Here is a 23,856-nt window from a genome sequence, read left to right on the forward strand (position 1 = left end):
AACAAGAGCTGCGCCGTAAGGAGAAGGCACTGGCAGAAGCAGCGGCACTGCTGTTGGCAGCAAAAAAGATCCAGGCCTTCTGGGGAGAGGACGCGGACGACTGACCTCGCCCGAAGACCGCCAGAAGGCTCTGCAGATCATGGATGAGGGGATTGCCGCTGGTGCTCGTGCCAGACAACTGGCCCTGCTGTTGGGCATTGGCCTCACCACGCTGCAGCGATGGCGGCGCCAGTTTGCCGGTGATGGCGGCGGTGTGGACTGCCGCAAAGGCAGTCACCGCAATGTGTCACACCGCCTCAGCGCAGAAGAGCGCCAGCGCATTCTGCTCACCTGCAACGAGCCGGAATTCGCCGCCCTGCCGCCCGGGCAAATCGTGCCGATCCTTGCGGACCGGGGCCTGTTCATTGGCTCAGAGCGCAGCTTCTACCGGGTGTTGCACGCCCATGGCCAGGCGAATCGCCGTGGACGGGCCAGGCCACCACAGGAGCCGAGGCCAGTGCCACGGCTGCGGGCCGCAGGGCCAAATCAGGTGTGGAGCTGGGATATCACCTATCTCCCCACAAACGTGCGCGGTGTGTGGCTGTACCTCTACCTAGTGATCGACGTCTGGAGCCGCAAGGTTGTGGTCTGGGATGTTGCCGAGCGTGAGGATTCAGCCATTGCTGCGGATCTTGTGAGCAGGGCTTGCCTCAGAGAGCGGATCAGCAAAAGCCGCCAGCAGCCGCTGATCCTGCATGCCGATAACGGCAACGCAATGCGTGCCGCCACGCTGGAAAGCCGCCTGGAAGAGCTGGGGGTGCTGCGGTCCTTCTCTAGACCAAGGGTTAGCAACGACAACCCCTACTCGGAAGCGCTTTTCCACACAGCAAAATACCGGCCCGATTACCCAAGGCGGCCATTCGCCAGCGTGGAAGAGGCATGCCTGTGGGTGGCGTCTTTTGTGGACTGGTACAACCACCGGCACCGCCATAGCGGGATCAAGTTCGTGACACCCCAGCAGCGCCATAGCGGTCAAGCCGTTGCCATTTGCCGCCATCGTGCTCACGTCTATGAACAGGCACGCCAGCAAAATCCACGTCGCTGGTCACGATCAACGCGCTGCTGGCGTCAACCGGAAGTGGTTTGGATCAATCCTCCACCCCCGGAAATCGACCCAAGACCAGCTACGTTTGCCACGGCTGCATGAATGGCAGCAGAGACGTCATCTTTCCTGACAGCTACCGCGCTAGGCGCTGGTGCTCAGGCGAGAGGGCTTCTGAGGATTGAGCCTGGGACACCGGCATGGTGGATGAACGCTTCAGAAATCTGGTGCATGGACCCTAGGAGTGGGCTGTTCAGGCTGCCACTTCCAGTGTGTGGGGGTGGGGGTGACCCCATGAGCGGCTGGATAAGTGACTACTGCGCATCGGCAAGTTCATCGCGGCGCACCTGGATCAACCGGCTTCAAGGCCGTGAAAGGTTTGCCAGCGCTGAAGGTGCGTAGTCCCATCAGGTTGTTCAGTGGCCGACAAAATGATATGAAGGCCGCAAATGATTAAGCATTAGGTCAACCAATCGGTTGATCAAACGCACACAAGGGGCGAGTTGACAGATAGCAAAGGGGCGAGATCCGCGCCAGTGCCAATGGCACGGGATTTGCCTTCTCGCTGCCGAAGAGAGATTTCAATCATCACCCTGCGGTGTTTCAACCATCCGTTGCTGACCAGAGTTCATCATCTCTGTGTAGGAAAGAGCCCTTGGCCATTCCGGTTCGAAGGTAATAGTCCTTAGGTCTTCTCTTTGATCCCTAGGTTTGCCTGCAATGAGTTTTCTAACCATCCATGCCACGGACAAGGAAGCAACCAGAGCAACAAGGACTGTCATGGGCTCTCCGCAGATCTTGCCTTCCAAATTATGCAGTAGAAACAGCTGCCACCTGAAATACACAGAGCCAAGATCACCAGCGTCTGTGGATCGGCTGAGGTCACCAAAAAAATGGCGATGCACTGCGACACCCTGCGGGTGAGCAACCAATCCGGCCAGGGAAACTGGAGCAACTGGCGCCTGCCGCTATCTCAACAGAAGTGGTCCGCCACCGCCAAACCGTTACTAGTCCAAACCCAGGCGCCCTAGGTGTCCTCCTGGGCTCGCCCAGCCAGAAGCCAGATACCAAGGGCCAGCAACAACCAGGGCAAAAAGCTGAGCTGCATCAAGTCGGACAACACCTGCAGCAAGGGCTCCATAGCCCAATAAAACACCGCTACCGAGACCGCCACCACAACAATCAGAGCCCCCATGCCTACGCGCTCCTAAATGCCTGGGGGCAGTAGAGCACCGGCCCGCAATACCCGCCAGCCTCCCTCAGCGCGCCAAGCAACAACCGTGCTGGCCTGACCTGCGGCGAGGGGCCAGGGGATCGGTGCCAGAAGCGGCACCCCGAGAAATTGCTGGGCAGCCTCCTGAGCTGTGCATGCGGCCGGACAGCCTGAAATGTTGGCGCTGGTTGTAGCCAAGGGGCCACTTAGCTGCAGCAAGGCCTGGGCTTCCGCACTGGCCGGCAGCCGCAGGCCCAGGCTCGACCCACCGGGATTAAGGGCCTCTGCCACCACTCCAACGGCAGGTAGCACCAAAGTGACCGCCCCTGGCCAGGCCCAAGCAGCCATCTCCAACCACTCAGTGCGCGGCGCTACGCCAAGGCAAGCAAACAGATCTTCGGAGCTGGCCGCCATCAAAATCAAAGGCTTGTCTGCCGGGCGTTGTTTCAGGCGCCAAAGCTGGTTGGCCTGGCCAGGTGAAGCCGCCAGAGCTGGCAAGGTATCTGTGGGGAACAGGGCAGCTGAACCCTGAAGGAGCAGTGCCGCCAGATCTGACGGCTCCAAGACTGGAGATGGAACCGGCAACAATCCAGGCTTAATGGTCATGGCAATCCCTGCCCGATCCTGGCCAGCGTGCCGACGCAAAGCGCTCTACACCCTCGAGATCCCCATGGGAGCGCACCTCGGCATATCCGGCAGCACTGAGTAGGTCGATCACCGCATGGCTCTGGTCGAAGTGATGCTCCATCAGCAACAGGCCTCCTGGAGCAAGAGCCGCCGCTCCACCCGCCACGATTAGGCGCAAGGCATCCAGTCCATCGACTCCACCATCGAGGGCTATTACGGGCTCATGCTCCCTCACCCCGGGCTCCAAACCAGCCCATACCGCTGTCGGTATGTAGGGGGGATTGCTCACCACCAGCTCAAACTGTCCCAACCAGGGGCTCAACGGCTGCCACCAACTGCCTTCAAGCAATTGGACCCGATCGGCAACGCCTCCTGCCGCCAGATTGAGGGCCGCCTGACTAAGCGCCCCTGGACTGCAGTCGACGGCCCAGCCGCGACTGGAGGGCCAGGCGAGGGCCAAGGCCAGGGCCATACAGCCAGAGCCGGTGCCGAGATCGGCCCAACAGCCCGGGCCGGAAGGGGCCAGCTCCAGTGCCAGCTCCACCAGTAATTCCGTTTCCTGTCTAGGGATCAGCACTCCTGGAGCGACGCTGATCTCCAGGTCACGCCAGGGGCAGCGCCCCACAAGGTATTGGAGCGGCTCGGCCGTATCGAGATGGCAGCGCCACATCGCCTCCAATTGGTTGAGATCGCAGGCCAATTGAACCGGCAGCTCAGCATGAAGCCGCAGCTGCTGTTGAGCACGCCAGGGCAGGCCTCCCGCCAGATCCAGCAGCCAGTCAAAGTCTCCAGGGCTCCCGCCCAGGGCTAGTTGCTGTCGCCGCCAGGCCAACAATTGAGCCCCATCGAGCTGCCCATTCACCATGGATCAAGGCTAGGCCGGACGCCAGCAAAGCCCAGGCTCAGCCCGCACCAGCCCCTGAAGCTCTAGGGCCAACAGACGGGAGGCAAGGGAGGCCGCAGGCTCCTCCAGCATCAGGCAGAGCTGCTCAAGCGAAGCTCCGTGCCCCAAGGCTGCTAGCAGCGCGGGATCGGCTGATCGCAGCAGCCCATGGGAGGCCGAAGGAGCAGCGGGATCTGGCGAGGCCAGGGGGCCAGGCCCTAGCTGGCGAATTAAATCTGCGGGCTCAAGCAGCACCGTGGCGTCTTGGGCGAGCAGCCGATTGCTACCGGCAGCAGATGCCTTGCCCGCATCAGCCGGCACGGCCCAGACCGGCAACTCCTGCTGCATGGCGAGGGTGGCCGACTGGAGAGCCCCACTGCGCATAGGGCATTCGACCACCACCACCGCCCGAGCCAGGCCGACCTGCAGCCGGTTACGAGCCGCAAAATGACCTGCCTGCACCGCAGTGCCCGCCGGCAACTCGCTTACCAGCAGCCCCCCGGCACCCACCTCAGCCTGCAGCTGCTGATGGTGCCTGGGATAAACCCGCTCAAGGGGAGTGCCCAACACCCCCACAGGCCGGCCACCCTTGGACAAGCAGCCCCGGTGGGCGGCTCCGTCGATCCCTTCAGCCAGGCCACTCACCACCGGCCAACCCGCCTGGGCAAGGGCCGCACCGATCGCCTCAGCCATGGCCACCCCATGCAGGGAGGGCCGGCGCGTGCCCACGACCGCAATGGCCTGGCGGCGACGAAGCAGGGGCCACAACCAGCCCTTACCCCGCCAATACAGGCGCAGAGGCGGCCGCGCCAAGGCGAGCAACTCGGGCGGAAAGGCCGGATCAGCCGGCACCAACACCCCCTTGCCGCCGCGCAGCTCTTGGCAAAGACGGGGCAAGGGATCGGGACCCCAGCGGTCGCGATAGCGCTGAAGCTGGCGGCAGCCCACCGCACCAAAACCGGCAAGGGCAGCAAAGGCCTCGAGCGGAGCGCCCCAGGCTGCCGCCCAGCCACAAAAGTTGTCCCGAATGGCAACCAGCCGCTGGGCGCCAATGCCTGGACAACCCGACCACAGCAGCCACCAAAGCCGCTGCTCCTGATTCCAACCGGCCCCATCGGCGCTCCGCAGCAGCCCTTGAATCGCCATACCGCCTTCAGTACAGATGTACTGATCCTAATGCGGTCCCCGCACCAGGGCTGCGACCGCGGCCTCCAGATCAGCGGGCAAGCGGCGCACCAGCCGGCGCTGATCCAGCCCAGGGGCGCTCTCCACCAGCACAAGCTCAACCCTTGCCTCAGCCGCCAGCTTTCCGCTTGCAGCTACAAAACGGCTGCGCCAGGGCAACTTCAGACCACAGCGCGGCAGCACCTCGCTCCACAGCTGCACAGCATCGCCGTGAAACAGGGGCTGCTTGTAGTCAATGGTCAAACTCACCACCGGGAGCTCCAAGCCGCGAACGGAAAGATCGCTGTAGGCGACACCAGCTGCAGCCAGGGCCTCCACCCGCGCCTCCTCAAGCCAAGCCACGTAAGCGCCATGCCACATCACGCCGGCGTGATCCGTGTGCTGGGGCAGCACACGGCGCTCCAGCAACCAGCCTTCAGACACTCTCTTCACCACAGCCGGGCCAGCTTGGCCGGAGCGGGATGGTTGCGGTGTAGCGGGCAGATGGTTTGCACTTGCAGATCGGCCATAGGCTGACAGGCAGCCTGCTACTTCGAGTCTTCTCAGTGTTTCGCAACGTTCTAATCGCCGATTCCGGCAAAGGCCACGTGGAAGAGATGGTGCGCATGCTGCGCGACATCCCGGCGGTGCGTGCAGCCCGCATCAACCTGCTGCACGTGGTGCCTGAGCAGGCTGGTGAGAGCTTCGCGGAGCACTCCCAAAAAGCGGCGGTTATCGCCGCCGAAGCGGTGCAACGGCTCGGGCTCAACCCCAGCGAGGTGAACACGATCATTCGGCAGGGAGACACCAAGCAAACGGTGCTGAAGGTGGCCGACGAACTCAACAGCGACCTGATCGTGATGGGCTCCAGAGGCCTGGGCCGCCTCCAGTCGATCCTCAGCAACAGCGCCAGCCAATACGTATTCCAGCTCTCGACCAGGCCGATGCTGCTGGTGCGCGACGACCTTTACATCCGCCACATCAACCGGGTAATGGTGACCATCGATGGCACCGGGGTCGGAGACGATGCCCTGAAACTGGCCTGCGAGCTTGTGCGGGAGATTCCTGGCGGCAGCCTCACCGGCGTCCATGTCACCCGCCAAGACATCACCCCTTCTCGGGGCGGCAAATCCCCAGCCGATGCAGTACTCGAAAAAGCCAGCCAGCGAGCCCGTGGCTACGGAGTGGAGCTCAAGGCAGTGCATCGCAGCGGCGATGTCGGCCGCAGCGTGTGCGCCGCCGCCGAGGATCTCAAAGCCGACCTGCTGGTGATCGCTTCCCAGGATCGGCGCCCGGTGGTTGCTCGAGGACTGGTCGACATCGACCGGCTACTGGGCAGCTCGGTGAGCGACTACATCCGCGTTCATGCCCCAGCCCCTGTGTTGCTGGTGCGGGAGCCTGAGGGGAGGAACTAGCCCCCCTGGCGGCTGTTGGTTTGAATGTAAAGAATGATCAAAAAGACCGCGGGAACCAACACGAACAAAAGGCTGGCAACAAAGCCGAGATCGTTGGTTTCCATGGCTGAAGGGGAAGTGAGGGGAGGGTATCACCGCCAAATGGGCGCTTTTCAGGAGGCTTCACCGCTCGTTGCGGTTGGGGCCTGTTCATCGCCCTGGCTCTTACCTTCACCCCCATCCTCTAAATCCTCCTCGCCTTCCTGTACCGGAGGGGCAGGCCAGGCTGTGGGGCCGCTAGGCAGGGGCTTGGCCTGGGCCTCCGCCACCAAATTTTCCTGGTCGGCCATGCCCACCTGGGGCCGAGTCAAAACCAAAACGGACTCCTGGACCATGGCTTGACAGGCAAGCCTCCAGGTTTGGGGGCGCCGGCGCAGTTTTTGGTCTTCCACAGCGGTACGGCAGCTCAGCACCTGGGCACCGGTGCCCTCCGGAATCGCCACAAAGCAGGTGATGCACTGGCCGCAGCCGCCGCAATTGCCTAGGGCACCCTTGAGGCCGTAGAGCTGAATGCCCTCCCGCAAAGCCACTTCTCGCAGGTTTTCGCCGGGGTAGCACTCAATGTCGCGACCCTCGCGAACAAATCGGATCACGGGCATGAAACCTTTTTGCAGAGGTCTTCATTCTGGGCCAGGCCGTTGCGGTCCGTTACCTGGAGCGCACCGCGGCCGGAGCGCCCCTTACGATCGCCCAACCCACCCAGAACTACCCCCATGGGATTGCCCTGGTATCGGGTGCACACGGTCGTCATTAACGACCCGGGCCGATTGCTCGCAGTGCACCTCATGCACACCGCCCTGGTTGCCGGCTGGGCCGGCTCCATGGCGCTCTATGAGCTCGCAATTTTTGATCCGTCCGACGCGGTACTCAACCCGATGTGGCGCCAGGGCATGTTCGTCATGCCTTTCATGGCCCGACTCGGCGTAACCGGCAGCTGGGGCGGCTGGAGCATCACCGGCGAAACCGGCGTTGACCCCGGATTCTGGAGCTTTGAAGGTGTGGCTGCAGCCCACATCATCTTCAGCGGCCTGCTCTTCCTAGCCGCCATTTGGCACTGGACTTATTGGGATCTAGAGATCTGGCAGGACCCACGCACCGGCGAACCTGCCCTCGATCTGCCCAAAATCTTTGGCATCCACCTGCTACTTGCCGGCCTTGGTTGCTTCGGATTCGGGGCCTTTCACCTCACCGGGGTCTTCGGACCTGGCATGTGGGTCAGTGATCCATATGGAATAACGGGACACTTAGAGCCAGTCCAACCATCCTGGGGCCCAGAAGGATTCAATCCCTTCAACCCTGGCGGCATCGTGGCCCACCACATTGCTGCTGGCATCGTTGGAATCATTGCTGGCATCTTCCACATCACCACTCGTCCGCCCGAGCGCCTCTACAAGGCCCTCCGCATGGGCAACATCGAAACGGTGCTGGCCTCGGCGATCGCCGCTGTCTTCTTCGCGGCTTTCATTGTTGCCGGCACGATGTGGTATGGCGCTGCAGCAACCCCTGTAGAGCTCTTTGGACCCACCCGTTATCAGTGGGACCAGAGCTACTTCAAGACGGAAATCAATCGTCGAGTCCAAACCGCGCTCGACAACGGAGCCACCAAGGAACAGGCCTATGCCTCGATTCCGGAGAAGCTGGCCTTCTATGACTATGTCGGCAACAGTCCTGCCAAGGGCGGCCTGTTCCGGGTTGGTCCGATGGTGAATGGCGACGGTCTCCCCACAGGCTGGATTGGCCACATTTCCTTCACTGACAAAGATGGCAGGGACCTTGAGGTTCGCCGCCTGCCCAACTTCTTCGAGAACTTCCCCGTAGTTCTCCAGGATCAAGAAGGCATCGTTCGCGCCGACATCCCCTTCCGTCGTGCTGAGGCCAAGTATTCCTTTGAGCAGACCGGTGTGACGGCAACCGTCTACGGCGGCGCCCTCAATGGCCAGGTCTTTACTGATCCTGCCGACGTGAAGCGCCTGGCTCGTAAGGCCCAGCTTGGTGAAGCCTTCGAGTTTGACCGCGAGACTTATCACTCCGACGGCACCTTCCGCAGCTCACCCCGTGGTTGGTTCACCTTCGGACACGCCACCTTCGCCCTTCTGTTCTTCTTCGGCCACATCTGGCACGGTGCTCGCACCCTGTATCGCGATGTGTTTGCCGGTATTGATCCCGACCTGGGCGAACAAGTGGAATTCGGTCTATTCCAAAAATTGGGCGACCGCTCGACCCGTCGTCTGCCCGAGGGCTACGTGCCCCCGGCAGGCAGTCCCCTCAGCTGACCGCCAGCACCCCCGAGGACATCCATGGAAAGCTTCGCTTACATCCTGATCCTGGCCCTGGCCATCTCCACGCTCTTCTTTGCAATCGCCTTCCGCGATCCCCCCAAGATCGGCAAATAATCAGCCAGAGCCCTTTAAAGCCCCTGCTTCGGCAGGGGCTTTTTTGTTGTGCAATAGGCGAATGCAGGCCTTTCCAAATGAAAAAGTGCTGCTTACACTTGAAAGACACTCCCGGATGCCAGGGATGCAATGTCCCTCATGCCAACACACCGACAGCCGGGTGCTCGAATCTCGAGCGGCCGACAGTGGTCGCAGTGTGAGGCGGCGGCGTGAGTGTCTCAACTGCGAATTCCGCTTCACTACCTATGAACGGGTAGAGACAGTGCCCATCACTGTGGTGAAGCGCAACTCCTCGCGGGAAACCTTCAACCGCGTCAAGCTGCTGCACGGGCTGCTGCGCGCCTGCGAAAAAACAGGCCTAGAGCCGGCCCGGCTCGAAGGGGTGGTGGATGAAATCGAACTCCAGCTGCAGCAACGCAGCGGACGGGAGGTGAGCAGTGCCGAAATCGGTGAACTTGTGCTTCAGCAGCTCAGCGAAATGAGTGAGGTTGCCTATGTGCGCTTTGCCTCTGTCTATCGCCAGTTCCAGGGCGTAAGCGACTTTGTGTCCACCTTGGAAGGACTGCACAAGCGCAGTGGTGGCCGCTTGCGCAAAGCCAGCTTGGCCACGGTCAGCTGAAGCAGGTCAAAGCAACGGAAACACGCTGCTGCCGCATTGGTACAGTGACAAATCGGGTTTGCTCTGCTGGCGGGCAGATCATCCGTTCCTTTCCTACTGCTTCAGGCAGACCGCCACCTATCCATGACCGTGACCCCTTCCGATACCAGCACTGAAGCGCTCAACCAAGACGCGACCAGTGCCGAGGCCGAGCTCGATTTCGCCGCCGCCATGGGCGATGACCTCGATCTAGCCATTCCGGAAGAGGTCCCCACCGCCGATGACCCCAGCAGTCGCGCTGCATCCCGCAACGACGCTGATGGCGTGGGTTTCACCCTGGATGAGTTTGCCTCGCTACTGAGCAAGTACGACTACAACTTCAAGCCGGGTGACGTTGTCAACGGCACCGTGTTTGCCCTGGAATCGAAGGGCGCCATGATCGATATCGGCGCCAAAACAGCGGCGTTTATGCCGGTGCAGGAGGTGTCGATCAACCGGGTTGAGGGCCTCAGCGACGTTCTCGTGCCAGGCGAGGTGCGCGAGTTCTTCATCATGAGTGAGGAGAACGAAGACGGCCAGCTCTCGCTTTCCATACGCCGCATCGAGTATCAGCGTGCCTGGGAACGGGTGCGCCAGCTGCAGAAAGAAGACGCGACCATCTACAGCGAAGTGTTTGCAACCAACCGTGGTGGCGCCCTGGTGCGGGTAGAAGGCTTGCGCGGCTTCATTCCCGGCAGCCACATCAGCACCCGCAAGGCCAAAGAAGAGCTGGTGGCCGACTTCCTACCCCTCAAGTTCCTTGAAGTGGACGAGGAGCGCAACCGCCTGGTGCTCAGCCATCGCCGCGCCCTGGTGGAACGCAAGATGAATCGCCTCGAAGTGGGCGAAGTGGTGCTCGGCACCGTGCGCGGCATTAAGCCCTACGGCGCCTTTATTGATATCGGTGGAGTCAGCGGCCTGCTGCACATCTCCGAAATCAGCCACGAACACATCGAAACACCGCACACGGTGCTCAATGTCAACGACCAGATGAAGGTGATGATCATCGACCTGGATGCCGAGCGGGGCCGGATCTCCCTCTCTACCAAGGCCCTCGAGCCAGAGCCCGGCGACATGCTCACCGACCCTCAGAAAGTGTTCGATAAAGCCGAGGAAATGGCCGCCCGCTACAAGCAGATGCTGCTTGAGCAGGCCGAAGACAACGAACCAATGGGCGTCACCCTCGACTGAGCCAGGCCCAACTACGCGCCCTCCATGGCTGAGCTGTTTCTGCGGGGACAACCCCTGGCCGATGCCACGGGAACACCATTCCCAATCGAAGCGGTGTTGTTCGACAAGGACGGCACCCTTTGCATCAGCGAACCCATGCTCCACACCCTGGCCACGGCCAGGGTTTTTCATGCCTGCGAGCTGTTGGGGAAACGCCACCCGGAGCTACCCGCCAGCCGATGCGACGAGCTGGCTCAGCTACTACAGAGGGCCTACGGGCTTCGTAATAGCGCCATCCATCCGGCCGGCGCCACGGCCGTCGGCACCCGTAGCCACAACCTGATCTCCACCGCCACAGCGTTGGCCCAGGTTGGCCTTGGCTGGCCAGAAGCCCTGGAATTAAGCGAAATCGTATTTGCGGCCACCGATGGCCTGCATGGCCAGGGGAGTGAGCACCGGCCCATCGCCACCGCCGGACTCCACGATCTGATGCAAGCACTGCAGGAAGCAGGAGTGGTGTGCGCCGTGATCAGCAACGATGACGAGGCTGGCATCGAAGCTTTTCTGGCCAGCCAAAACCTCAGGTCCAGGTTTAAAGCCCTGTGGAGTGCCGACCACAACCCGCGCAAGCCAAACCCGGCGGCGGTGCACGCCCTCTGCGCCCAACTCGGAATACCGCCCAACCGTTGCGCCCTGATCGGCGATGCCAATAGCGACCTGCGCATGGCCCAGCAGGCCGGAGTGCCCGTGGTGCTCGGCTATGGGGCGGGCTGGAGCATCGCCCCGCCGCTAGATCCGCGCTTCCCCTGCCTGCAACATTGGCGCGAACTCAAGGTAGACGCAGGCCAGCACATAAGCTGAGTTCACTTGATTCAAGGCTGCATGAGCCGCTACGTCTTCACCTCCGAGTCGGTAACCGAAGGGCATCCCGACAAGATCTGTGACCAGGTGAGCGATGCTGTGCTCGACGCCCTGCTGGCCCAGGACCCGGCTTCTCGAGTTGCCTGCGAGACCGTGGTCAACACCGGCCTTTGCCTGATCACAGGTGAAGTAACAACCACCGCCCGGGTTGACTTCAACACCCTGGTACGGGGCGTGATCAACCAGATCGGCTATGCCGGTGCCCGCGCCGGCGGCTTCGATGCTCACAGCTGCGCCGTGCTGGTGGCCTTAGACCAGCAGTCCCCCGATATTGCCCAGGGGGTAAACGAGGCCGACGACCACGACGGCGACCCCCTTGATCTGGTGGGAGCAGGCGACCAGGGGATCATGTTTGGCTACGCCTGCAACGAGACGCCAGAGCTAATGCCTCTGCCGATCAGCCTGGCCCATCGCCTGGCGCGGCGGCTGGCCGAGGTGCGTCACAACGGCAGCCTTGGCTATTTGCTCCCCGATGGCAAAACCCAGGTGAGCGTGGTCTACGAAAACGAAGTGCCCGTGTCGATCGACACGATCTTGATCTCCACCCAGCACACAGCTGAGATCGATGGCGTCTCGGATGAAAAAGCAATTCGGGAGCGCATTGCCGCCGACCTCTGGAGCCACGTGGTGGAGCCCGCCACCGCCGATCTGGCCCTCAAGCCCTCCCAGGCAGACACTCGCTTCCTGGTGAACCCCACCGGCAAATTTGTGGTGGGCGGCCCCCAGGGTGACGCCGGTCTAACGGGCCGCAAAATCATCGTCGATACCTACGGCGGCTATGCCCGCCATGGCGGTGGCGCCTTCTCGGGCAAGGACCCCACCAAGGTGGATCGCTCCGCCGCCTACGCCGCCCGCTTCGTGGCTAAAGCTCTCGTGGCTGCAGGCCTGGCCCGCAAATGCGAAGTGCAGCTCAGCTACGCCATCGGCGTAGCCAAACCAGTCAGCATCCTGGTGGAAAGCTTCGGCACGGGCACCATCAGCAATGCCGATCTCACCACCCTGGTGCAGGACCAGTTCGACCTGCGCCCCGGGGCCATCATCGCCACCTTCGGTTTGCGGGAGCTGCCCCAGCAACGTGGCGGCCGCTTCTATCAAGATGTGGCTGCCTACGGCCATTTCGGCCGCAGCGACCTGGATCTCCCCTGGGAAAACGTGGACGCCATCGCTGCCACGCTCAAGCAGGTCACTGCAGCGCCGGTCGGCGCCTGAGCTGCCGGCCGGCGGGTGAACACTGCACTTGCCCTTGGGGTAGATCTGGGCAGTAGTGGCCTGCGGATTGCCCTGATAGGGCCAGACGGCGAGCAGCTGATCGAAGAGTCCAGCCCCTATCCATCCAGCCTGGAGGAGCCTTTGGGCTGGGTGGAGGGCCTAACAAGCCTCTGCGGGCTGCTGCCAGCAGCTACCCGCAAGCAGGTTGGCGCCCTGGCGGTGGATGGCACCTCCGGCACCCTGCTGCTGTGCCGTCCCGATGGCCAGCCCGGCCCTGGCTGCCTAGGGAAAGCCTTGGCGTATCACTTCTCTTGCCGTGAGCAGGCCCCTATTGCTGCAGCAATGGCCGGCTCAGGCCCAGCCGCCAGTGCCAACGGCAGCCTGGCCCGGGCCCTGCACCTGCTGGCTCAGGCCCAAGCAATTGGAGCGGGCGGCCCCTGGCTGCTGCGTCATCAGGCCGACTGGCTCACCGGCTGGTTGCTTGGTGACTGGAGCTGGGGAGAAGAGGGCAACAACCTGCGCCTCGGCTGGGACCTACAACGGCAGGGCTGGACTGGCTCGATCGGGCGCCAGCCGTGGTCCACTGCCTTGCCGGCGATTCGCCCCAGCGGCGCGGTGCTGGGGCGAATCGCTGCTACGACCGCCCAAAAGCTTGGACTTGAACCTGGCTGCCAGGTGGTAGCAGGCAGCACCGACGCCAACGCCGGGGTGCTTGCCGCCCAGCCAGGTAGGGGCGATGGCGTCACCGTGCTGGGCACCACCCTGGTGCTCAAACAGTTCAGCCCCAGGCCGATCGAAGGGCCAGGCATCAGCTGTCACCGAGTGGCGGGAAGCTGGCTGGTGGGTGGCGCCTCCAATGCCGGAGCCGGCATCCTGAGGCGCTTCTTCAGTGACGGACAGATCGAAGAGTTGAGCCGCCAGATCGACCCTCGCCAGCCCACGGGTCTGCAGCTGCGGCCGCTGCCGGCCCGTGGGGAGCGTTTTCCCGTAGACGATCCAGAGCTGGAGCCGCTGCTCGGCCCGCGCCCGATCAGCGACGTCTGCTACCTCCAGGCACTGCTGGAGGGCCTCACAGCCCTAGAGAAACAGGGCTGGCAGCGGTTGCAAGCGGCCGGCGCCCCCGCCCTGGAGCGGGTGATCACCCTGGGGGGCGGGGCCCGCAACCCCCAATGGCGGCGGCTGCGCCAGCAGAGCCTGGGCATACCGGTGCTGAATCGACCGGGGTGCACAGCTGCCCTTGGCATGGCCAGACTGGCCGCAACAGCCCTGCAAAAACCATGAACGACCGCCTGCGCTCTGTGATCTCCATGGCGGTGTTTGTGGTGCTGGCTGGCTATGTGGGCTTCAGTGCCCTGCGTCTTGGCCTGTTGTTGTGGCAGCGCTTCGGCGCCGCCTAACCCCCTTAGCAGCTTCGTCCGAGCCAGAATCACTCCCATACCCACCGCCGCTCAGCACCATGGCCGCCGACCCCATCACCCCCGCCGTGAGCGATCGGATTTGCCGACACATGAATGACGACCATGCCGAGGCGGTGCTGGCCTATGCCCGTCACTACGGCGGCCTCAGCGCAGCCGAAAAGGCAAGCCTGGTGGCAGTCCGAGCCGAAGCCATGGAGCTTGATGTGGATGGCGCCAAGGTCACAGTGCCCTTCGACCACTGCCTTAGTGACAGTGAAGATGCCCATCGCACCCTGGTGGCGATGTTGCGGGCCCTGCCCCGCTGAAGCCGGCGGCGTGGGAACCCTGCGGGAAACCTGCAGACCCATCCATGGCCTCCTGGCCCCCTGGCCCAACTCCCCTAACAGCAGGGCTGTTAAAGCTGCTGCCCCTGGACTGGATCGCCAAACCACCAAGCCTGCACGCCGATCTGGCGGCGGAATTACCCAAGGGCGGTCGCCAGGGCAGTGATCCCATCCATTGGTGGGCCGCTGGCATGTACTCGGGGCGGCTGCGCCGGCAGCTTCTTTATCTGCGCACCCATCCGAATCCAGCAATGGTGGCAGCTCTGATACAGCAACTAGCCGCAGGACTGGGCGCCGAACCTTGGGCCAGACCACCCCTGCTGGTTGCGATCCCCAGCTGGAAGCGGCGAGCCAACCCTCTGCCCGGCCTGCTGGGCAGAGCCCTTAGCTGGCAACTGGGCTGGCGCCAAGTACCCCTCCTGCAACGCAGTCGGGCAGTGCTGGGCCAGCACCACCTAGGCCGCGAACTGCGCTGGGCTAACCAGGCGGGAGCCTTTCGCTGCTCCGCGTCTGGGCAGCAACAGCACCCCCGGGAGAAACCAGCGGTGGTGCTCTTGGACGACATCCTTACGACGGGTGCTACGGCCTGCGCCGCCGCTGACACCCTGCGCGACCAGGGCTGGCAGGTAGCTGGCATGGCCTGCCTGGCCCGAACCCCGTGGCAGGGCCGTGATCTAAGATCGATTGGTCGCTTAGGCGACGGGCCGGGATAGCTCAGTTGGTAGAGCAGGCGATTGAAAATCGCCGTGTCCCCAGTTCAAATCTGGGTCCTGGCATTCTCATCCCACTACTTTCCTTCCGCGAAAAGCCTGCAGGGTTTGGGATGGCTCAACTAGAAACAGCTGAATATTGCAGCACCATGCGTGAGCATCCACTGAACTCCAACCGGATGTTCAATAACGCCGACAGCTTCGCTCAAGCTTTCGATGAAGCCTGGCAAAAGCATGAACAGCGCGATCCCCACCACGGCCTCAATCCAGCAGCCAAGGTCGATCTGATGCTCGAGGGGCTTGGCGACCATCCCTTTCTACAAAAACAACCAGAGCTGGCCCGGCAAGTAGCCGCTTTTCGCCTCCGCCTCTTGGGGTTGGCTAGGCCCAGCCAGTAGCGTCAGCCTCACAGCCGTGTAATGGCGTGATGGCGAGCTCCTTGGAGCGATTGGTGCGGATGTTGAGCGGTGGCTTCAGCAACCAGGAGCAGGCTTTTGAGAATCCGCCCCTCTACGCCCACATCCTGGTCAAATTCCGCCCCCTCCCCCAGCTGGCACCGGGCTCCCTGCTGCTGGAGCAGAGCTATGCGATTGACCCGGCAGCTCCCTACCGAATTCGAGTATTGAGGGTGGAAGCACTGAACGACCAGCTGACTATCGTCAACCAGGCGCTGGCTAACGATCAACGCTTCTGGGGAGCGGTAGAGAATGCCGAACTCCGTAGCCGCATTCAAGCCAGCGACCTAATGCCCCTTGAGGGCTGTGACTACGTGGTGCGAGAAGAGAGCGAAGGATTCGTGGGGGAAGTGGAGCCTGGATGTCGCTGTCTGGTGGAGCGCAAGGGAGCCACCTCCTACCTGGTGAGCCGGCTGGAGCTAAACCCAGCTGGCATGCGCACGATCGACAGGGGCCACGATCCCATCACCCACGAACATCTCTGGGGATCGCTGGCGGGTGCCTTTGAATTTGCCCGAACCGACGACTACAACGACGAGATACCAGCCCATTGGTCTGAGCAGTGGGGCGATTGAGTGGCGCGATTGAGTCTCAGGCGCTGAGCTCATCGAGAAAGGGTTGCTCCTCTTCATCAAGGAAGGGCTCCTCGGCCAGGCTGTCATCCAGAAAGCTGTCCTGTAGAGCCTCCTGGGCATGGGCCAGCTGGGGGGCAACAACAGGACGCAGGTGACGGCCTACCCCTTGATTCTCGATGCCTTTTAGCAAGCCTTCAAGACGAGCCAGTCGGTCTTCGGTGTCATCGAGTCGTAGCTCCGTCTCATCAGACAACGCGCCCTGGCTACCTGCCTGGCCCTCAAGCAGCGGTTCGAGCCTCAACTCCTGAGCGGCAAGCCGCTCCTCCAGTTCAAGGAGGCGGAAGGTGATCGCTTCAGCAACTTCCGAGAGGGTCTGCAGCTGGTCAGCCAGCCGCTGGGTGCAGTCTGCAACCTTTAGCTCAACAGCCATAACCAGAGCCGATGGAATGGGCGGATGGTATCGGCGCAGCCCGTAAGCGCCAGGGGTTGGCGCCCCAGGGCCTGCAGCGCAGCGTTTGTAACGATTCCAAAAGCCTTGTGAACCAACCAAAACAGGCCATGTGGAAGAGCGAAGGACAAGCGGTGCTTGCCAACCAATACGGAATGGCCAGGGAACGCCTCAAGAGCTCGCGTCATTGCTCAATCGCAAGTTGTGGAAGGCCAAGTTTTTTGAAAACCGTCCCCACTAACCGCATTGTCGAGCTCAAAATGAGGGAGCTGCCGTGGCCACCTGCACCGAGCGAAGCCCTCCAGGCCTTGGGGCAGTGACCGTTTGTTAAGGGAGCAGTAGGCAAGCAGGCATCTTGATGAGAATGGGCGAACCAAGTTGATAACAGCCAGGTTGCTGCACACTGCCCACAAGGGGCACTGCGCAGCCCTGGGCCCTGGCCAGCCTGGAACCCCTATCCACCCTTCCGACTATTCGTCGCGACTAGGAGCCTCCCAATGTTCGACGCCTTCACCAAGGTTGTAGCCCAGGCTGATGCCCGTGGCGAATTCATCAACGCCGGTCAAATCGACGCGCTTGCGGCGATGGTTTCCGAGAGCAACAAGCGTATGGATGCTGTGAACCGCATCACCTCCAACGCATCCAAGATCGTCACCAATGCGGCCCGCGATCTTTTTGAAGCTCAGCCGGCGCTAACGGCTCCTGGGGGGAACGCCTACACCAGCCGCCGCATGGCTGCGTGCCTACGCGATATGGACATCATCCTCCGTTACATCACATACGCCATTTTCAACGGCGATGCATCCGTGCTGGAAGACCGCTGCCTCAACGGCCTGCGGGAGACCTACCTGGCCCTCGGCGTTCCTGGCACTTCGGTTGCTGAAGGCGTTCGCAAGATGAAGGCCGCCGCCATTGCAATTGCCAACGATCGCAACGGCATCACCCAGGGAGATTGCTCAGCTTTGATCAGCGAAATCGGCACCTACTTCGACCGCGCTGCAGCAGCCGTCGGCTGATCAGCTCACTAAAAAGTCAAACCAACTTATTCCCCCCTTCCAATGAAGACTCCCCTTACCGAAGCCGTCGCAGCCGCTGATTCCCAGGGACGGTTCCTCTCAAACACTGAGCTCAACTCGGCTTTTGGTCGCTTTGACCGCGCCAAAAATGCTCTCGCAGCTGCTAAGGGCCTAACAGCCAACGCAGACAACTTGGTGAACGGCGCTGCCCAGGCCGTTTACAACAAGTTCCCCTACACCACCCAGATGCAGGGTGCGAACTATGCCGCTGATGCCCGTGGCAAGGCTAAGTGCTCCCGTGATATCGGCTACTACCTCCGCATGGTTACCTACTGCCTCGTGGCTGGTGGCACCGGCCCCATGGATGAGTACCTGATTGCCGGGATTGATGAAATCAATCGCGCCTTTGAGCTCTCCCCCTCCTGGTACGTGGAAGCGCTTAACTACATCAAAGCCAACCATGGCCTTACCGGCGAAGCAGCAACAGAAGCAAACAATTACCTCGATTACGCAATCAACGCACTTGTTTGATCAGGCTTCCTGTTAAAAAGTGATTTATAGCCTCCCTGCTGAAGGGAGGCTATTTTTATTGAACAAATAAAAGATATAAAGACTTGCATGCAGAATGTGCGACAAGGCAATAGGCATGTTGCATTAGGCGCGCGCGAAGATTCGAGAAAGACTAGACAGCCCGGGGAAACCGTCCTCCTGCCAAAAAAACCACCATGCCGCCCAATGAAATTTTTAGCATAAAAGACTTAATAAACCAAGCCGGAGAGGAACAGGAGATTCAGTACGGTACGAGCGAGGCACGCTTGCGCATAGACCTAAGAATTGACGACATTGGGCTTTGGAAATCCCATCACGACAAACATCCTGGCAACAAAAATCTTCTGCTTGCCTGCGAAAGTAACAGCGGCGAATTATCAGACACCAATCTGACCTGGGTTGTCGGAGCAGCAATCCGTTCAGCCGTGGTTGAAGGAACGTCCGGAGCAAGGGATCTACTTAAAAACCTCGGTGTGTCAGAAGAGCTAGTGGATCTGGCATCTGAACACTGTCCAGACCTTGGCGGGACAGCAGTCTGGGCATTCCATTTGGAGCGACATGGCTGGCTAACCGCTACTCCTGTGGAATCGTGAACCTGACTAGAGAAGCTCAGCAGAAAATGGTGATCAGCCAACTTGCCAAGGCTGCAAAAGTATGCGGCATAAGCAATCGCAACAGCCTCCCCGAAGCGGCAAGGGTGTTGATAGCTAAAGCCGATACCTCCAAACGGTTCCTAAGCGCAGAGGAATTAAAAACAATATGTAACTGTTGCAAAACCTCAGAAGATGCCATTGGGCTACTGATAGCAGAGTCAAACCAGGTAATCGACAAGGCAAGGCGACAATTACTAGCCCAACAACCACAGCTCACACTGGCCGGCGGAGAGCTATACCCGGAGCCAAGGGCAGAAGCCTGCTGGCGCGATTGCCAACAGTTTCTGCGGGTGATCATTTACGGGGTAGCGTGCGATTGCACAGAAATAACAGATATGGCCGGAATGAGCGCATTACGTCAGTTATACAAGGAGATGGAGGTACCTATCCCTGCGATGATGTATGTGCTAGCCCAGATGCGTACACTAACCACACAGATCCTAGAAACTTCAGGACATGGTCATGAGGCAACCTGCCTCGACAAGGCTTTTGATAACCTGTGCAACGCTCTGCTACCAACCGAGCCCTGATAACAGGAAGTGAAGCAAACCCAGCGAGCAATTGCCGAAGCGAGCGCAATCACAGAACATAAATGTATCTGACCACTAGCAAATCAAATCCTGCCTGAAAATGAATCAAAAGCATCAAACATTTTTGCTACCGGAAGATCCAAGCCAATGGAGTGCTCCTGAGGAATGCAAACCAAATGCGGCTCAACATCGACCCGTAGACGCGCGAGGTGCATGCTGGACCAACCGTGTTCTGGAACCACTTGATCTGCGTCAGGCAAACCTTTGTCGTATAGACATAAGAGGTGCAGATCTAACTTCCTGCCTGCTAGAGGGATGCAATTTAACACTTGCCCGTTATGACAAAAATACTCGTGTACCCGCTGGTTTTAATCTTGAAAAGTCAGGTGCAGTAGGGCCTGGTGCAGCTCTTAATGGGGCTTTTTTAAATGGTGCAGATCTCAGGGGTATGGACCTACAGAACACCAACTTCATGGGTGCCTACCTAAGCTGATGTGACTTAAGTGGTTCAGTATTAGACGGAACACGTTTTGTAGGAGCAGACCTAAGGTTTGCAAAAATGCAAGGCAGTCGTTGCATAGGCGCACGCTTTACCGGTAGCCAGTTACAGCAGACAGACTTTAGGGCCGCTAATTTAACAGAGGCAATTCTAGATGGGGCTGAAAGTGTCAAGGGCGCTGACTTCAGTCAGGCTACGGGTTTGGACAAGATACAGCTAGCCAACCTCCTAACTCGCTCTCACATCGAATTGGATTGCTGGAACCCACTCACGAGGCAAGCGACTCGGACGACACTGGAATCCCTGCTGGAATCGATAACAAGTCCCGCATAGCGCACTAGCAATGGCAGGCAAAGCGAAGCGATTGAAACAAAAGATTGAGGTTTATAAAGCTGCGGTCGAGGGCTATGGGATGCCGGGGATAATTGCAAGGTATCGCCACGAAAGTCATGCCGTTTGGTCCAGCCTCCATCCTGGGTGTGGAGAGCTTCTCCCAAGAGTGCGAAGCACCACGTGAGCTAGTTCCAGGGGACGACGACCAAGCGAAGGAGTCAGTGATCCGGGCTGTCTACAGACAGGTGCTTGGGAATGCCTACGTCATGGAGAGCGAACGACAAGTTGTTGCGGAATCGCAGTTCAAGCTAGGCGAGATCAGCGTTAGAGAACTGGTAAGACGTATCGCAAAAAGCGATCTTTATAGCACGCGCTTTTTTGACTCATGCGCGCGCTACCGCTATATCGAACTAGCTTTTCGCCACCTACTCGGACGTGCTCCAGCAGATTTTGAGGAAATGCGGGGGCATGCCGAAAGACTAGATACAAGTGGCTACGAAGCAGACATCGACAGCTTCTTGGATTCTGACGAATATCAGAACACCTTTGGTGAGTGGACAGTTCCATATCAGCGTGGGTGGAAAACAGAATCCTGTGCAACGCTTCAAGAGTTCACCTGGTCATTCCAGTTGCTACGTGGCAACAGCAGCAGCAGCCTAAAAGGCAACTTGGCTGGAATCCGGAGCCGTCTTGGCGGTGCTGCTTATCAGAACCGACCCCTTCCTGTGGTAGCTCCCTCATCACAAGATTCCCAAGGCTGGAGCTTCCGCCCAGCTGCCAACCTGACAGATCCCGTTACCCGGATAGGTGTACTCGCAGGTGAAGCAGGCAAAGTGTATCGAGTTGAAGTAACAGCCTACAGGGCCAATAACGTGCGCCCCACATCACGCTATAGGAAAGCAAACAGAGTACTCTTCGTCCCATTCAACAAGCTATCTGAGCAGTATCAGCTTATTCACCGCGAAGGCGGCAAGATCGCAAGCATCACACCATTAAGCTGATCCATTGCCAAAACCAGCCCTATTTAATAACAGAGCTCCCAAATCAGCAAAAAAACAAAGGAATTAGATGTCCCAAAAACATCTAACAACTTATATTCCAATCAACAAAGCAAGTCCGCCAATCCCATAGCCCCATGACAGCAAATCAAAGCAATTCACTTGACTTCGGAGCCACTCAGCTACTTGAAGCACCAGCAAGATTTTCTCGACAAAGAACTGATGCCGTAGAAACTGCCACAAGCGAAGATCAATTTCGCAACCAGCAGCTACTAAATACGCCGTCAGCATTCACCGCAAACGACAATGCTGCTTTTCACATCGCAGTAAGAGCTGCATACCGGCAGGTGTTCGGCAATGTTCAGCCGATGGAAAGCGAGCGCCTGCTGAGTGCCGAATCAAAATTACGCAATGGGGACATAAACGTACGGGAATTCGTACGAAGATTGGCCCAATCCGATTTTTATCGCTCACGCTTCTTTGATGCCGTGTCTCCGCATCGAGCAGTTGAGCTTAACTTCAAGCATTTGCTGGGACGCCCCCCCCAGAATCAAGCAGAGGTTGCTAGCCATGTGGCATTAATCGCCACAAGTGGCTTCACGGAAGAAATCAATAGCTATCTTGATTCCGATGAGTATCTAAAGTCCTTTGGCGAGGAAACAGTTCCATACCCAACAAGCTGGAACTCACCAGTAGGCCAGCCTCAAGCAGCGTTCAACAGGATCGCAGCACTTGAGCAGAATTTCGCTGGCAGCGACACAGCCGTAGGAACCAAAAGTCAACTGCTAGGCAATCTAGTTAGCGGCTACAGGCTCTCAATAAAAGTGCCTGCACAGGTTTACCGATCTGGTTCCCTAAGTCAGATGGGTAGAACAGCGGCTGGTTCGAACGGAATGTTAGTGCCTGTCAAGCGGAACAGTGCCGATGGAGGCGACTCGACACCGATGCGTGGTGATCTATACGTTGGCTTTGGGCTTGGCCAGCGCCAGCAGGAAGTATTCGAGCGCTGCAACGGTGATTCAGCAGATCAGATTACTGCGCTGATCCGCTCGGTATACCGCCAAGTGCTGGGCAATCCCCATGTAATGGACAGCGAGCGCAACTTAACAGCAGAAAGCCAGTTTGCTGAGGGAAGGCTCAGCACCCGTGAATTTATAAGAGCTATTGGACTCTCTGCAGACTATCGCCGTCGCTTCTTCGAAACAAATGCTCCCTACCGTTTTGTTGAGCTGAATTTCAAACATATTTTGGGGCGTGCACCCGCATCTCAGGCCGAGATGAGTGAGCATCTACAAAGGCTAGCCATTCACGGCTATGACGCAGAAATCAACAGCTACGTTGATAGCGAAGAGTATCAGAACACCTTCGGCGAGAATACTGTTCCCTACCTGCGTGTAGCAACTGAAAATGGTCGCGAACAGGTTTCCTTTAATCGGCACATAGCACTAGTTCAAGGCTATGCGGCCAGTGACACCATTCAATGTGCCTCAAGCCTGCTAAATTCGGTAGCAACAAGATCTGCACCTACAAACTGGACAAATACAACCGTACGGATTAACAGGCTTGGTGCAGCCTCTGGATCAGCTGATCCCACATCCAAGCGGTTCCGTATTGTCGTCAATGCCCAGCCTGCAGGCGGCCGCCAACGCAACCCGAACGCAAGCTACGTAGTAAGCGGCAATGACATTACAAGCCAACTGGGATACATCCATAGACGCGGTGGTCGGATCATTTCTGTGACCGAAATCACCTAGAAAACACTAGTTCATTTATTCGGGACAACTGCTAATTTCTGAACTCCCCCCCTACCAACCTAAAAACAATGGAAATCGAAACTCTTAACCGGGCCAATTCAGGTTTACGCCAATCAGAAGCTCAAGCCCAGCTGAAAGCCGCCTACCGCCAGGTATTTGGCAATGCACACCTATTTGATGAAGAGCTCTCAGTCTCTGCAGAGAGTCTATTCATCAACGGCGACCTCACTGTGCAGGGGCTGGTCAATGCTCTAGCTCTGTCCGACAGCTATCGGCGTCTCTTTTTTGATGCAAATGGTCCCTATCGATTTGTTGAACTCAACTTCAAGCATCTCTTAGGCCGCGCCCCACGAAATCAGGCTGAACTGAGCAAGCATGTTCAGCTCCTAGCCACAGAAGGATACGAAGCAGAAATCAACAGCTATATATACGGCGCCGAGTATCTAGAGGTCTTTGGCTTTGATACAGTACCTTATGACAGGGGAGTGGCAAGCCAGAAAGGTGAATCCAACCTTACATATAACAGAACACGTGCCTTGACTTCAGGCTTTGCAAGTTTTGATGGTGACGGGCAATCACAATTATTAGTCAGCCTGGCGACCAGATCAGCCCCCGGAGGCAGTCAAAAAACTCCCGGCCCAGGAGGTCGCAACAACCAGCGCTACGCTATTCGCTGGACAAGCGTTAATCCAGTCGGCCTAAATCGACGGGTAACGCAAACGACAACCGTTCCCTTCAGCTCGCTATCATCAGCCATCCAATCAATTCATCGACGCGGAGGCCGCATCGCATCAGTAAAAGAATCCTAAATCAAACGAAACTGGAGGCGGTTCAAGGCCTTTA

The 23,856-nt window shown here is 59.2% G+C and carries 30 protein-coding genes, 1 tRNA gene and 1 pseudogene; 22 read left to right on the top strand and 10 right to left on the bottom strand.

Annotated elements, in window-relative coordinates; all coding sequences use genetic code 11:
- Positions 1 to 139: 139 nt before the first annotated feature.
- On the top strand, positions 140 to 1,186 hold the full coding sequence (locus KBY74_RS03835; protein ID WP_254941584.1) for an IS3 family transposase: 1,047 nt from the start codon (positions 140 to 142) through the stop codon (positions 1,184 to 1,186).
- A 476-nt stretch (positions 1,187 to 1,662) separates the two neighbouring features.
- Here the strand turns inward: KBY74_RS03835 and KBY74_RS03840 are convergent, their stop codons facing one another.
- The 6 genes from KBY74_RS03840 to KBY74_RS03865 all read right to left on the bottom strand — a co-directional run bounded on the left by KBY74_RS03840 (position 1,663) and on the right by KBY74_RS03865 (position 5,421).
- Positions 1,663 to 2,013: a hypothetical protein gene (locus KBY74_RS03840; RefSeq protein ID WP_153062460.1), complete on the bottom strand. Its 351-nt coding sequence runs from the start codon at positions 2,011 to 2,013 to the stop codon at positions 1,663 to 1,665.
- A gap of 95 nt (positions 2,014 to 2,108) precedes the next feature.
- Positions 2,109 to 2,276 carry a hypothetical protein gene (locus KBY74_RS03845; RefSeq protein ID WP_254941585.1) on the bottom strand — a complete coding sequence of 56 codons (168 nt, stop codon included), beginning with the start codon at positions 2,274 to 2,276 and terminating at the stop codon, positions 2,109 to 2,111.
- Positions 2,277 to 2,288: 12 nt separating this feature from the next.
- Positions 2,289 to 2,900 (bottom strand): L-threonylcarbamoyladenylate synthase, encoded by a 612-nt coding sequence (locus tag KBY74_RS03850; RefSeq protein WP_254941586.1) that lies wholly within the window; start codon positions 2,898 to 2,900, stop codon positions 2,289 to 2,291.
- Positions 2,890 to 3,786 (bottom strand): peptide chain release factor N(5)-glutamine methyltransferase, encoded by an 897-nt coding sequence (gene prmC, locus KBY74_RS03855; RefSeq protein WP_254941587.1) that lies wholly within the window; start codon positions 3,784 to 3,786, stop codon positions 2,890 to 2,892. The genes KBY74_RS03850 and prmC overlap by 11 nt, the downstream gene beginning before the upstream one ends.
- Before the next feature lie 9 nt (positions 3,787 to 3,795).
- Entirely contained in the window at positions 3,796 to 4,950 is a 1,155-nt protein-coding gene (locus KBY74_RS03860) for a DNA-processing protein DprA (protein ID WP_106632816.1), read from the bottom strand.
- Between the two features lie 27 nt (positions 4,951 to 4,977).
- On the bottom strand, positions 4,978 to 5,421 hold the full coding sequence (locus KBY74_RS03865; protein WP_254941588.1) for an acyl-CoA thioesterase: 444 nt from the start codon (positions 5,419 to 5,421) through the stop codon (positions 4,978 to 4,980).
- Positions 5,422 to 5,534: 113 nt separating this feature from the next.
- Between KBY74_RS03865 and KBY74_RS03870 the strand changes: the two genes are divergently transcribed.
- Complete coding sequence (locus tag KBY74_RS03870) at positions 5,535 to 6,383, top strand: universal stress protein (RefSeq protein WP_254941589.1); 849 nt, start codon at positions 5,535 to 5,537, stop codon at positions 6,381 to 6,383.
- On the opposite strand, the gene psbM is transcribed toward KBY74_RS03870, so the two are convergent.
- Together psbM and KBY74_RS03880 are read right to left on the bottom strand one after the other, a co-directional pair.
- The gene (gene psbM, locus KBY74_RS03875; RefSeq protein ID WP_015109223.1) at positions 6,380 to 6,487 is read right to left on the bottom strand and encodes a photosystem II reaction center protein PsbM; all 108 of its coding nucleotides are present in this window, start codon (positions 6,485 to 6,487) and stop codon (positions 6,380 to 6,382) included. The genes KBY74_RS03870 and psbM overlap by 4 nt on opposite strands.
- Positions 6,488 to 6,535: 48 nt before the next feature.
- Positions 6,536 to 7,021, bottom strand: a complete 486-nt coding sequence (locus KBY74_RS03880; protein WP_254941590.1) for a 2Fe-2S iron-sulfur cluster-binding protein — start codon at positions 7,019 to 7,021, stop codon at positions 6,536 to 6,538.
- A gap of 114 nt (positions 7,022 to 7,135) precedes the next feature.
- Between KBY74_RS03880 and psbB the strand changes: the two genes are divergently transcribed.
- The 10 genes from psbB to KBY74_RS03930 all read left to right on the top strand — a co-directional run bounded on the left by psbB (position 7,136) and on the right by KBY74_RS03930 (position 15,269).
- Complete coding sequence (gene psbB / locus KBY74_RS03885; protein WP_106632820.1) at positions 7,136 to 8,695, top strand: photosystem II chlorophyll-binding protein CP47; 1,560 nt, start codon at positions 7,136 to 7,138, stop codon at positions 8,693 to 8,695.
- Positions 8,696 to 8,719: 24 nt separating this feature from the next.
- The gene (locus tag KBY74_RS03890; protein WP_010314684.1) at positions 8,720 to 8,815 is read left to right on the top strand and encodes a photosystem II reaction center protein T; all 96 of its coding nucleotides are present in this window, start codon (positions 8,720 to 8,722) and stop codon (positions 8,813 to 8,815) included.
- A gap of 124 nt (positions 8,816 to 8,939) precedes the next feature.
- A complete protein-coding gene (gene nrdR, locus KBY74_RS03895; protein ID WP_106632821.1) occupies positions 8,940 to 9,434 on the top strand; it encodes a transcriptional regulator NrdR in 495 nt (164 codons plus the stop codon).
- Between the two features lie 123 nt (positions 9,435 to 9,557).
- Positions 9,558 to 10,643, top strand: coding sequence for a 30S ribosomal protein S1 (locus KBY74_RS03900; RefSeq protein WP_254941591.1), 1,086 nt, complete (start codon positions 9,558 to 9,560; stop codon positions 10,641 to 10,643).
- A gap of 24 nt (positions 10,644 to 10,667) precedes the next feature.
- On the top strand, positions 10,668 to 11,483 hold the full coding sequence (locus KBY74_RS03905) for an HAD family hydrolase (RefSeq protein WP_254941592.1): 816 nt from the start codon (positions 10,668 to 10,670) through the stop codon (positions 11,481 to 11,483).
- A 21-nt stretch (positions 11,484 to 11,504) separates the two neighbouring features.
- Positions 11,505 to 12,752, top strand: a complete 1,248-nt coding sequence (gene metK / locus KBY74_RS03910; protein ID WP_254941593.1) for a methionine adenosyltransferase — start codon at positions 11,505 to 11,507, stop codon at positions 12,750 to 12,752.
- Between the two features lie 15 nt (positions 12,753 to 12,767).
- Positions 12,768 to 14,033, top strand: coding sequence for an FGGY-family carbohydrate kinase (locus tag KBY74_RS03915; protein WP_254941594.1), 1,266 nt, complete (start codon positions 12,768 to 12,770; stop codon positions 14,031 to 14,033).
- 175 nt (positions 14,034 to 14,208) lie between these two features.
- Positions 14,209 to 14,475, top strand: coding sequence for a DUF2470 domain-containing protein (locus tag KBY74_RS03920; RefSeq protein WP_254941595.1), 267 nt, complete (start codon positions 14,209 to 14,211; stop codon positions 14,473 to 14,475).
- A gap of 44 nt (positions 14,476 to 14,519) precedes the next feature.
- Positions 14,520 to 15,206: a ComF family protein gene (locus tag KBY74_RS03925; RefSeq protein WP_254941596.1), complete on the top strand. Its 687-nt coding sequence runs from the start codon at positions 14,520 to 14,522 to the stop codon at positions 15,204 to 15,206.
- Positions 15,197 to 15,269, top strand: a tRNA-Phe gene (locus KBY74_RS03930). Before KBY74_RS03925 ends, KBY74_RS03930 begins: the two co-directional genes overlap by 10 nt.
- Positions 15,270 to 15,325: 56 nt before the next feature.
- On the opposite strand, the gene KBY74_RS03935 is transcribed toward KBY74_RS03930, so the two are convergent.
- Positions 15,326 to 15,514: a hypothetical protein gene (locus tag KBY74_RS03935; protein ID WP_254941597.1), complete on the bottom strand. Its 189-nt coding sequence runs from the start codon at positions 15,512 to 15,514 to the stop codon at positions 15,326 to 15,328.
- Between the two features lie 116 nt (positions 15,515 to 15,630).
- On the opposite strand from KBY74_RS03935, the gene KBY74_RS03940 reads away from it, so the two are divergent.
- Entirely contained in the window at positions 15,631 to 16,233 is a 603-nt protein-coding gene (locus tag KBY74_RS03940) for a chromophore lyase CpcT/CpeT (RefSeq protein ID WP_254941598.1), read from the top strand.
- A 16-nt stretch (positions 16,234 to 16,249) separates the two neighbouring features.
- On the opposite strand, the gene KBY74_RS03945 is transcribed toward KBY74_RS03940, so the two are convergent.
- Positions 16,250 to 16,663, bottom strand: coding sequence for a hypothetical protein (locus KBY74_RS03945; RefSeq protein WP_254941599.1), 414 nt, complete (start codon positions 16,661 to 16,663; stop codon positions 16,250 to 16,252).
- 515 nt (positions 16,664 to 17,178) lie between these two features.
- On the opposite strand from KBY74_RS03945, the gene KBY74_RS03950 reads away from it, so the two are divergent.
- From KBY74_RS03950 to KBY74_RS03985, 9 genes and pseudogenes are all read left to right on the top strand, one after another.
- On the top strand, positions 17,179 to 17,697 hold the full coding sequence (locus KBY74_RS03950) for a phycocyanin subunit beta (RefSeq protein ID WP_254941600.1): 519 nt from the start codon (positions 17,179 to 17,181) through the stop codon (positions 17,695 to 17,697).
- 42 nt (positions 17,698 to 17,739) lie between these two features.
- Positions 17,740 to 18,228: a phycocyanin subunit alpha gene (gene cpcA / locus KBY74_RS03955; RefSeq protein WP_254941601.1), complete on the top strand. Its 489-nt coding sequence runs from the start codon at positions 17,740 to 17,742 to the stop codon at positions 18,226 to 18,228.
- A 194-nt stretch (positions 18,229 to 18,422) separates the two neighbouring features.
- Positions 18,423 to 18,839 (top strand): hypothetical protein, encoded by a 417-nt coding sequence (locus KBY74_RS03960; protein WP_254941602.1) that lies wholly within the window; start codon positions 18,423 to 18,425, stop codon positions 18,837 to 18,839.
- A complete protein-coding gene (locus KBY74_RS03965; protein WP_254941603.1) occupies positions 18,836 to 19,429 on the top strand; it encodes a phycobilisome polypeptide in 594 nt (197 codons plus the stop codon). The genes KBY74_RS03960 and KBY74_RS03965 overlap by 4 nt, the downstream gene beginning before the upstream one ends.
- Before the next feature lie 100 nt (positions 19,430 to 19,529).
- Positions 19,530 to 19,922, top strand: a complete 393-nt coding sequence (locus KBY74_RS13770; RefSeq protein ID WP_315859030.1) for a pentapeptide repeat-containing protein — start codon at positions 19,530 to 19,532, stop codon at positions 19,920 to 19,922.
- Positions 19,923 to 19,934: 12 nt separating this feature from the next.
- Positions 19,935 to 20,261 (top strand): annotated as a pseudogene (locus KBY74_RS13780) (pentapeptide repeat-containing protein); the annotation flags it as partial.
- Between the two features lie 116 nt (positions 20,262 to 20,377).
- Entirely contained in the window at positions 20,378 to 21,262 is an 885-nt protein-coding gene (locus tag KBY74_RS03975) for a phycobilisome linker polypeptide (RefSeq protein WP_106632835.1), read from the top strand.
- 134 nt (positions 21,263 to 21,396) lie between these two features.
- Positions 21,397 to 23,013 carry a phycobilisome rod-core linker polypeptide gene (locus tag KBY74_RS03980; protein ID WP_254941604.1) on the top strand — a complete coding sequence of 539 codons (1,617 nt, stop codon included), beginning with the start codon at positions 21,397 to 21,399 and terminating at the stop codon, positions 23,011 to 23,013.
- A 68-nt stretch (positions 23,014 to 23,081) separates the two neighbouring features.
- A complete protein-coding gene (locus KBY74_RS03985; protein ID WP_106632837.1) occupies positions 23,082 to 23,822 on the top strand; it encodes a phycobilisome rod-core linker polypeptide in 741 nt (246 codons plus the stop codon).
- Positions 23,823 to 23,856: the final 34 nt, after the last annotated feature.

Origin of the sequence: Cyanobium sp. A1C-AMD (genome assembly GCF_024346495.1) — a bacterium.
GTDB classification, from domain to species: Bacteria; Cyanobacteriota; Cyanobacteriia; order PCC-6307; family Cyanobiaceae; genus Cyanobium_A; species Cyanobium_A usitatum.

Excerpts from the sequence above, each read along its gene's own strand:
- KBY74_RS03835 (WP_254941584.1), top strand. The coding sequence starts at position 140 with ATGGATGAGGGGATTGCCGCTGGTGCTCGTGCCAGACAACTGGCCCTG.
- KBY74_RS03845 (WP_254941585.1), bottom strand. The coding sequence starts at position 2,276 with ATGGGGGCTCTGATTGTTGTGGTGGCGGTCTCGGTAGCGGTGTTTTAT.
- KBY74_RS03850 (WP_254941586.1), bottom strand. The coding sequence starts at position 2,900 with ATGACCATTAAGCCTGGATTGTTGCCGGTTCCATCTCCAGTCTTGGAG.
- prmC (WP_254941587.1), bottom strand. The coding sequence starts at position 3,786 with ATGGTGAATGGGCAGCTCGATGGGGCTCAATTGTTGGCCTGGCGGCGA.
- KBY74_RS03860 (WP_106632816.1), bottom strand. The coding sequence starts at position 4,950 with ATGGCGATTCAAGGGCTGCTGCGGAGCGCCGATGGGGCCGGTTGGAAT.
- psbM (WP_015109223.1), bottom strand. The coding sequence starts at position 6,487 with ATGGAAACCAACGATCTCGGCTTTGTTGCCAGCCTTTTGTTCGTGTTG.
- KBY74_RS03880 (WP_254941590.1), bottom strand. The coding sequence starts at position 7,021 with ATGCCCGTGATCCGATTTGTTCGCGAGGGTCGCGACATTGAGTGCTAC.
- psbB (WP_106632820.1), top strand. The coding sequence starts at position 7,136 with ATGGGATTGCCCTGGTATCGGGTGCACACGGTCGTCATTAACGACCCG.
- KBY74_RS03890 (WP_010314684.1), top strand. The coding sequence starts at position 8,720 with ATGGAAAGCTTCGCTTACATCCTGATCCTGGCCCTGGCCATCTCCACG.
- nrdR (WP_106632821.1), top strand. The coding sequence starts at position 8,940 with ATGCAATGTCCCTCATGCCAACACACCGACAGCCGGGTGCTCGAATCT.
- KBY74_RS03900 (WP_254941591.1), top strand. The coding sequence starts at position 9,558 with ATGACCGTGACCCCTTCCGATACCAGCACTGAAGCGCTCAACCAAGAC.
- KBY74_RS03905 (WP_254941592.1), top strand. The coding sequence starts at position 10,668 with ATGGCTGAGCTGTTTCTGCGGGGACAACCCCTGGCCGATGCCACGGGA.
- metK (WP_254941593.1), top strand. The coding sequence starts at position 11,505 with ATGAGCCGCTACGTCTTCACCTCCGAGTCGGTAACCGAAGGGCATCCC.
- KBY74_RS03920 (WP_254941595.1), top strand. The coding sequence starts at position 14,209 with ATGGCCGCCGACCCCATCACCCCCGCCGTGAGCGATCGGATTTGCCGA.
- KBY74_RS03925 (WP_254941596.1), top strand. The coding sequence starts at position 14,520 with ATGGCCTCCTGGCCCCCTGGCCCAACTCCCCTAACAGCAGGGCTGTTA.
- KBY74_RS03935 (WP_254941597.1), bottom strand. The coding sequence starts at position 15,514 with ATGGTCGCCAAGCCCCTCGAGCATCAGATCGACCTTGGCTGCTGGATT.
- KBY74_RS03940 (WP_254941598.1), top strand. The coding sequence starts at position 15,631 with ATGGCGAGCTCCTTGGAGCGATTGGTGCGGATGTTGAGCGGTGGCTTC.
- KBY74_RS03945 (WP_254941599.1), bottom strand. The coding sequence starts at position 16,663 with ATGGCTGTTGAGCTAAAGGTTGCAGACTGCACCCAGCGGCTGGCTGAC.
- KBY74_RS03950 (WP_254941600.1), top strand. The coding sequence starts at position 17,179 with ATGTTCGACGCCTTCACCAAGGTTGTAGCCCAGGCTGATGCCCGTGGC.
- cpcA (WP_254941601.1), top strand. The coding sequence starts at position 17,740 with ATGAAGACTCCCCTTACCGAAGCCGTCGCAGCCGCTGATTCCCAGGGA.
- KBY74_RS03960 (WP_254941602.1), top strand. The coding sequence starts at position 18,423 with ATGCCGCCCAATGAAATTTTTAGCATAAAAGACTTAATAAACCAAGCC.
- KBY74_RS13770 (WP_315859030.1), top strand. The coding sequence starts at position 19,530 with ATGAATCAAAAGCATCAAACATTTTTGCTACCGGAAGATCCAAGCCAA.
- KBY74_RS03975 (WP_106632835.1), top strand. The coding sequence starts at position 20,378 with ATGCCGTTTGGTCCAGCCTCCATCCTGGGTGTGGAGAGCTTCTCCCAA.
- KBY74_RS03980 (WP_254941604.1), top strand. The coding sequence starts at position 21,397 with ATGACAGCAAATCAAAGCAATTCACTTGACTTCGGAGCCACTCAGCTA.
- KBY74_RS03985 (WP_106632837.1), top strand. The coding sequence starts at position 23,082 with ATGGAAATCGAAACTCTTAACCGGGCCAATTCAGGTTTACGCCAATCA.